Annotated in this window: 8 protein-coding genes; 2 read left to right on the top strand and 6 right to left on the bottom strand. The window is 67.1% G+C overall.

Annotated elements, in window-relative coordinates:
* Positions 1 to 46 precede the first annotated feature (46 nt).
* Positions 47 to 673: a peptide-methionine (S)-S-oxide reductase MsrA gene (gene msrA / locus HMPREF1137_RS08875; protein ID WP_009054550.1), complete on the bottom strand. Its 627-nt coding sequence runs from the start codon at positions 671 to 673 to the stop codon at positions 47 to 49.
* A 99-nt stretch (positions 674 to 772) separates the two neighbouring features.
* Here msrA and HMPREF1137_RS08870 point away from each other — a divergent pair, with 99 nt between their 5' ends.
* The gene (locus HMPREF1137_RS08870) at positions 773 to 2,257 is read left to right on the top strand and encodes an AI-2E family transporter (protein WP_009054519.1); all 1,485 of its coding nucleotides are present in this window, start codon (positions 773 to 775) and stop codon (positions 2,255 to 2,257) included.
* Between the two features lie 103 nt (positions 2,258 to 2,360).
* On the opposite strand, the gene greA is transcribed toward HMPREF1137_RS08870, so the two are convergent.
* Together greA and trhA are read right to left on the bottom strand one after the other, a co-directional pair.
* Positions 2,361 to 2,840 (bottom strand): transcription elongation factor GreA, encoded by a 480-nt coding sequence (gene greA, locus HMPREF1137_RS08865; RefSeq protein WP_009054526.1) that lies wholly within the window; start codon positions 2,838 to 2,840, stop codon positions 2,361 to 2,363.
* Positions 2,841 to 2,955: 115 nt separating this feature from the next.
* Entirely contained in the window at positions 2,956 to 3,639 is a 684-nt protein-coding gene (gene trhA / locus HMPREF1137_RS08860) for a PAQR family membrane homeostasis protein TrhA (protein WP_009054548.1), read from the bottom strand.
* 187 nt (positions 3,640 to 3,826) lie between these two features.
* Here trhA and HMPREF1137_RS08855 point away from each other — a divergent pair, with 187 nt between their 5' ends.
* Complete coding sequence (locus tag HMPREF1137_RS08855) at positions 3,827 to 4,588, top strand: isoprenyl transferase (RefSeq protein ID WP_003790290.1); 762 nt, start codon at positions 3,827 to 3,829, stop codon at positions 4,586 to 4,588.
* An 82-nt stretch (positions 4,589 to 4,670) separates the two neighbouring features.
* Here the strand turns inward: HMPREF1137_RS08855 and HMPREF1137_RS08850 are convergent, their stop codons facing one another.
* The 3 genes from HMPREF1137_RS08850 to xseA are packed head-to-tail and all read right to left on the bottom strand — an operon-like array spanning position 4,671 to position 7,266.
* The gene (locus tag HMPREF1137_RS08850) at positions 4,671 to 5,606 is read right to left on the bottom strand and encodes a carbohydrate kinase family protein (RefSeq protein ID WP_009054546.1); all 936 of its coding nucleotides are present in this window, start codon (positions 5,604 to 5,606) and stop codon (positions 4,671 to 4,673) included.
* Positions 5,607 to 5,649: 43 nt separating this feature from the next.
* Positions 5,650 to 5,880, bottom strand: coding sequence for an exodeoxyribonuclease VII small subunit (locus HMPREF1137_RS08845; protein WP_009054534.1), 231 nt, complete (start codon positions 5,878 to 5,880; stop codon positions 5,650 to 5,652).
* Between the two features lie 57 nt (positions 5,881 to 5,937).
* Complete coding sequence (xseA, locus tag HMPREF1137_RS08840) at positions 5,938 to 7,266, bottom strand: exodeoxyribonuclease VII large subunit (protein WP_034497572.1); 1,329 nt, start codon at positions 7,264 to 7,266, stop codon at positions 5,938 to 5,940.
* Positions 7,267 to 7,282: the final 16 nt, after the last annotated feature.

Raw genomic sequence — 7,282 nt, 5'->3', positions numbered from 1 at the left:
GGCACATTCGTGCCGACCCGCCCCGTCCTATGCTCGCAGTACCCGTTTAGTTGTGGGGGAGCGCCGGGCACGCGACGCCCGTGCGTGCGTGGCACTCGTAGCCGCCCGGGTTCTTGAAGAGGTACTGCTGGTGGTAGTCCTCCGCGTACCAGAAGCGCGCGGTGGAGTCCCCGTCGGGTGCGGCAGAAATGTCGGTCTGGATCGGGCCGAATCCCCGTTCGGTGAGCACCTCCTGGTAGGCCGCTCGCAGAGCCGTCGCGTCGTGCAGTTGGCTCTCAGTGGTCGTCCAGATCGCAGAGCGGTACTGGTCGCCGATGTCGTTGCCCTGGCCGCCCACCTGCGTGGGATCGTGGATCTCAAAGAAGAGCCGAACCAGGTCAGCAGCGCTGGTGAGCGCGGTATCGAAGACGACGCGCACGGTCTCCGCGTGACCCGTCGAATGTGAGCACACCTGCTCGTACGTCGGGTTGGGCGAATGCCCGCCCATGTAGCCCGTCGCCGTGGTGACGACGCCGGGCGTATTCCACAGGGCCTTCTCGACGCCCCAGAAACACCCAGCGGCCAGGTAGATGACCTCCTGGCCTGTCCCGGCCTCGGCCCTCATGTTCGAACCAAGGACCGCGTGCGTTGTGGGATGAACATCCGTCTGCGCGAGCGTGAAGATATTTCTCATATCTGACAGTATGCGCTTCGTGTGCGTACATGGCGCGGTGCGCGGACGGAAATGGGGGAGTGGGCGGGTATGCTTAGGGAAGAATGAAAAGGAGGGACCGTGGCCGATACTCAGGAACAGCCGCGCTGGAAGCTATCCGACCTCATGGGCAGGCTTTCTGCGGCGCTGCCCGCGAAGCACACTGGCGAACCTACCCCCGCACCCGTCATGGTGTCGGTGCGCGAGGAGCACGAAGACGAGCGCGATGTCGCCGTGGCCGTCCCGCGTACCCTGCGCGTGGCTGCGGCGTTCTCGTGGCGCACTCTGGTCGTCGCTGGCCTGGTCATGGCGGTGCTGTGGGGCATTGCGCGCCTGACGATCGTCATCATGCCCGTCGCGATCGCGCTGACGGTGACGGTCCTCCTCGAACCCCTCGTGTCGTGGATGCGCAGGCGCCTGCACTTCCCTTCGTCTCTGGCAGCGACCGTCGGCCTGCTCGTCTTCTTTGCGGCTGTCGCCGGTGCGCTCAGCCAGGCCGCCGCCGAACTCATCCAGCAGGTCCCGCAGTTGGCCACGCAGGCCGCGGATGGTTTCCGTGCCCTGCTCGACGCGATCCTGCACAATGAATTCCTGCAGAACGGCCCCCTCAAGATCGACACGACCGTCCTGACCGCCGCGGCCGAGCAGCTGCGTTCCGAGCTGGTCAGCTGGCTCAACACCAACAAGGAGACGCTGGCGACAGGGGCCCTCAGCATCACCTCGTCAGTGGGCACGCTGGCCACCTCCGGCCTGACGATGCTCTTCTGTCTGTTCTTCTTCCTGAAAGAGGGCCGCTCGATCTGGCTGTGGTGCGTGCGTCTGCTGCCCGCCCCCGCTCGTGTCCCCGTTCATGAGAGCGCGATCCGCGGCTGGGCGACCTTCGGCTCCTATGTCCGTACGCAGATCCAGGTGGCGGCCATCGACGCGATCGGCATCGCGCTGGGAGCCTTCTTCCTGGGCGTACCCCTGGCTATTCCGATCGGCGTCATCACGTTCTTTGCGGCATTCGTGCCGATTCTGGGTGCCCTGACATCGGGTGTCATCGCGGTGCTGGTGGCGGCCGTGAACGGCGGCCTGACGAAGGCCATCATCATGCTGGTGATCATCCTGGTCGTCCAGCAGGTTGAATCCAATATTCTGCAGCCCTTCATGATGTCGAACGCGGTGTCCCTGCACCCCGTCGCCGTCATGCTCGTCATCACCGCGGGTTCCGCGATCGCTGGCATCGCTGGTGCGGTCTTCTCGGTGCCGATTGCGGCGTTCATCAACGCGACCGTCATGTACCTGCATGGCTACGACCCCTTGCCCGAGCTCGCGACCGCGTCGGATCGCCCGGGTGGTCCTCCCGGCGCCCTTGAGGAGGAGATCGCAGCCTCCTACGCCGGTAAGCCCGACACGCGTCCCTACGTGGCTCGTGAGGAGTCGAACGAGGACGAGGTTGTTGCGTCCGTGGATCTTCACGTCGAGGCCCGCGTCGAGTCGGAGGGCGACGCCGACCGGGAGGAAGCATCGGCTGATGAGAAGCAGAAGCCGGGGGAGCCTCCGACACCCGACGAGGAGGCCTAAGGCTTCCTTAGCCGCATACGCAAGAAGCGGGTCCCACCGGTCGGTGGGACCCGCTTCGCGTTGATCGAGGGGCGAGGTCGCGTGGGCCTCGCCGACTCTGGACTCAGCCTTCGAAGGGCTTGGCGTCGAGGATCTCGACCTCGATCATGCGGCCCGTGGGGGCCTCGAAGGAGAGCTTGTCGCCGGCCTTGTGGCCGATGACGGCGGCGCCCAGGGGAGCCTGTGCGGAGAAGACCTGAATGCCCAGGTCGCCGCCGGCGTCGCGCGAACCAAGCAGGAACTTCTGCTCGCGGCCCGCAACCAGGGCGGTGACGACCATGCCGGGCTCGACGATGCCGTCGTCGGCGGGGGTCTCGCCCACCTCGGCGTGCTCCAGCATTTCCTGGAGGGCCTGGATGCGGGTCTCGTTCATGGACTGCTCGTTGCGCGCGGCGTGGTAGCCGCCGTTCTCGCGCAGGTCGCCTTCCTGGCGGGCGGCATCGATGAGGCGCGCGATCTCGACGCGCTTGACCTCGACGCGCTCCTTCAGCTCGTTTGCGAGCAGGTCGTACTGGGCCTGCGTGAGCCACTGTGTGTCAGCCATGGTTCCTCCAATGACGTGTCAGTAATCGAGCGCCGACACACGGGTGCCGACGCGCATGGTGTTGAGTGTAGCAACATTGCGCCTGGCCATGAGTGCAGCCTAGCCGGGCGGCGCGTCAGGAATTCAGGACCGCCAGGTAGACGGCGACGCAGTGGCAGGCCCACGCGGCGACAGTGAAGGCGTGGAAGATCTCGTGGAAGCCGAACCAGGTGGGGGAGGGGTCGGGCTTCTTGGTGCCGTAGACGACCGCGCCGAGCGTGTACAGGACGCCTCCGGCGACGATCAGCCACACGACGATGGGGCCACCGCCCGCCCACAGCTGGGGTAGGTACCAGACCGCGACCCATCCGAGCGCGACGTAGACGAGGGTAGTCAGCCAGCGTGGTGCGGTGGGCCAGAAGAGGTTGAGGAGGATACCGACGACTGCTCCGCCCCAGACGACTGAGAGGAGAACGGTGGCGTCAAAGCGGTCCAGGAGCGCGATTGTGATCGGCGTGTAGGTGCCCGCAATGAGCAGGAAGATGTTGGAGTGGTCGAGGCGCTTCCACATGATTTCCCAGCGCGGGGCCCAGTAGAAGCGGTGGTAGGCGGCCGAGACCCCGAAGAGGATGAGGGAGCACGCCAGGTAGACGGCGGATCCGATCTTTGTCGGAGTCGTGGGTGCCAGGCAGACGAGGACGATGGACGCGGCCAGGGACAGCGGGGCGGCGCCCAGGTGCAGCCAGCCGCGCAGCTTGGGCTTGATCTGCACGAGCTGGCCCGAGAACCATTCCTTGGGCGTGAGCGATGCGATCTTCATCTGTTCCCCCTGTCAACCTGTCAACATTTCTTACGAGTCCGTAGGTTACTACGCCGTAACTTGTTGCGATAGGCGTGTTCTCGCACTCCGAGAGTACTTGTGTTTCCCTGCCGTCCTACGGCGCGATACCCTTAATGTCATAAGAGTACGCCGCGCCGCAGGGTGCGACAGTAGCAGGAGGGACATCATGGCCCAGTGGAACATGCTCTACGACATGTATGAGCGTCGCCTCAAAGCCGAGCTGTCTGATGCCGCCGTGCCCGCACACATTGGCGTGATCCTGGATGGTAACCGCCGCTGGGCGAAGTCCCTGGGCGCGACCGCCTCGCAGGGACACCGCGCTGGCGCCGGGAAGATCAGCGAGTTCCTCCAGTGGTCCGACGATGCGGGTGTGTCGATCGTGACGCTGTGGCTCCTGTCCACCGATAATCTCTCGCGCGATGCCGGCGAGCTGGGCGAGCTGCTGCGCATCATCTGCGAGGCCGTTTCCCTCCTGGCGGATCAGGGGCGCTGGAAGCTCGCAGTGGTCGGCGACCTGTCCCTGCTGCCCGAGAAGGTGTCCGAGGACCTGCGTGCGTCCGTCGCGCGCACCGCCGACGTGCAGGGAATGACCGTCAATATCGCGGTCGGCTACGGCGGCCGACACGAGATCACCGAGGCCGTGCGCTCCATGATGCGCGAGGCGTCGGCCCAGGGACGTACCCTCGACGAGCTCGCCGACTCCTTCACCGACGCCGACATCACCGCTCACCTGTACACGAAGGATCAGCCCGACCCCGACCTCGTTATCCGAACGTCGGGCGAGCAGCGCCTGTCGGGCTTCATGCTGTGGCAGTCCGTGCACTCCGAGTACTACTTCTGCGAGGTCTACTGGCCGGACTTTCGCCGCGTCGACTTCCTGCGCGCCCTGCGCTCCTACGCGCAGCGCGAGCGTCGCATGGGCAAGTAAGCGCACGTCGAGCGCGCCGACGCGTGCGACGAACGAGGCCGGCCCCGTCGTGGGGACCGGCCTCGTTGTGTGTTTGCGGTGCTTAGGAGAGCTCGTGCGCCCAGGGCGGGTTCGCGCCCTTACGCGAGACGGTCACGTCAGACACGGCGCTCGCGCGGTCGATGATGGCGCGGACCTGCTCCTCGGGCAGGGTGCGCAGTGCCTCGCGTGCGTCGGCGCCTCGCAGGCCCATGCCCCACATGGCGTCGATCATGCCGCCCATGAAAGAGTCACCCGCGCCGACCGTGTCGACAACCTTGACGTCGCTCGTGGTCTTCGTGAAGCGCAGGCCCGAGGCTGTGGCGACGTCGCTGCCGTGCTTGCCGCGCGTGACGACCACGAGGGAGGGGCCCATGCCCAGCCAACGATTCACGACCTTGTCGATCGGCACGCCGCCCGTCAACCACTCGATGTCTTCGTCTGAGACCTTGACGACGTCCGCCAGGGCAATAAAACGCTCGAGGGAGACGAGTGCGACCGCGGGTTCGCCCATGATCGAGGGGCGCGCGTTCGGGTCGAAGAAGATGAGCGCGTGCTCGCGACCCCGTGCCAGCGCGTCGAGGACGGCGGAGGCGCCGGGCTCAATGATCGCGGAAATCGAGCCGGCCTCGATGATCTGCGCGGTCTCTGGAACCTCGATCGGGGCAGTCGGGGCCCACTCGAGGTCGAAGGTGTAGGAGGCTGCTCCGTTTTCGTCGAGGCGCGCCAGGGCCGTCGACGTGTGCGAGGCGCCACGCGAGGCCGGGGTGACGTACACGCCCGAATCGTTCATGTGGAAGTCGATGAGGCGGCCGAGCGTATCCGCGCCGAACCAGGTCGCAAGCGCTACCGGACGGCCGAGGCGCCCCAACGTCAGGGCGACGTTCGCGGGGGAGCCGCCCGGGATCTCGAAGGGGAAGTCGGGTTGCTCGTACGTGACGACGACATCGATGAGCGCCTCGCCGATCGCGAGCACGTGGGGCTGAGATTGCACCGTCATGGCGTCTCCTCACCTGCGTGTGAGCGGATCTACAGAATGTACATTAGCGTGCTTCGGGGGAGGGCGTGGAGGTGCGTCCAGAAAGACGCTCCTGGGCTCCATCCAGGATCTGGGAACAGCGCGCCGCCAGGGCCTCGCCGCGCTCCCACATCGTGAGAGTGTCCTCGAGCGGGGCCTGCCCGCCCTCGAGGGTCTGGACGATGCGCACGAGCTCGTCGCGCGCCTCCTCGTAGCCGAGGGACTGGGGATCGGGGAGCTGGTCGTTCGTGGTCATGTCTGTGTTCCTTTGAGTCTGGGGTTCGTGGGACGAGGCCGGGGCGGGCCCTGCGGGTCAGGCGCCCGTGTCGGGCGCGTCCTCGGGAGGGGCGGGGTTCGTGGCGCCGACGACCTGGGCGACCATGCGGCCCGAGGCCAGGATGCCTTCGATGAGGTCGCCCTTCTTGACCTGGGCCGAGGAGGTGATGAGCGCCCCCGACGGGGTCTTCAGCAGCGCGTAGCCGCGGTCCAGCGTCGCCTGCGGGGACAGGGCCGTCAGGGTCGCGCGTGAACGCGTCAGCTGCTGGCGCTCCGAGGCGAGCCGGCGCTCGATCGCCGATCGCATCGCCGTGACCCGCTGCGTGAGGGCCACGCGGTGCCCCTCGACGATCGCCTCCGGGCCCTGGAGCACCGGGCGCGACGCGATCAGCGTCAGGTTCGAACGCTCCGTCGCCAGGCGCGCCCCCAGCGCCCCGCGCATGCGGGTCAGCGCCTGGGAGATGCCGTCGCACTCGCGGGCGCGGTCCGGCACGATGCGGCGAGCCGCATCCGTCGGGGTCGAGGCGCGGTAGTCGGCGACCAGGTCCAGCAGGGGAGAGTCGCCCTCGTGGCCGATCGCGGAGACGACGGGCGTGCGGGCGTCCGCGACGGCGCGCACGAGGCGCTCGTCGGAGAAGGGGAGCAGGTCTTCGACCGCGCCGCCACCGCGCGCAATGACGATGACGTCGACGTCGTCCATGGCGTCCAGCTCGAGGAGAGCGCGGCCCACCTCGGGGACACAGTGATCGCCCTGTACGGCGACTTCACGGATCTCGAAGCGCGCGCTCGGCCAGCGATCCGACGCGTTGACGACCACGTCGTCCTTCGCCTTCGCGTTGCGGCCGCAGATCAGGCCGATCGTGCGCGGCAGGAACGGCAGCGGCTTCTTGCGGGCGTCCGAAAACAGGCCCTCGGCGGCCAGGCGGGCGCGCAGCGCCTCAATCTGGGCCAGCAGGTCGCCCACGCCCTGCAAGTGAATCTCCGCCGCCTGCAGGTTGAGTCGGCCCGAACGTTCCCAGAACACCGGCTTCACGCGCGTCACCACACGCGCGCCCTCGGTCAGGGGCGTGGAATCCATGACGCCCGCCCACGCGGTCACCGTCATCGACGTGTCCGTGTCCAAGTCGCGCAGCGTCAAGAAGTGCATTTTCGCGCCCGGGCGTACCTTGTACTCAACGACTTGGCCCTCCACCCACAGGGGGCTCATGCGGTCCACGTACACCTTGATGTTCTCCGTCAGCCTGCGCAGCGGCCACGGATTATCCCGCGTCGTATCAGCCGCCTTCGCAGCGGGCGGACGAGGCTGGGGCGAGCCGCCCGGAGGCGGCGCAGCAGGGGAAAGAGGCAATGTCACGCCACTCAGCATGCCACAGGAGAGTCCC

The organism is Actinomyces sp. ICM39, assembly GCF_000282935.1.
Lineage (GTDB): Bacteria > Actinomycetota > Actinomycetes > Actinomycetales > Actinomycetaceae > Pauljensenia > Pauljensenia odontolytica_B.
This window is presented reverse-complemented; position numbering and strand designations above follow the sequence as displayed.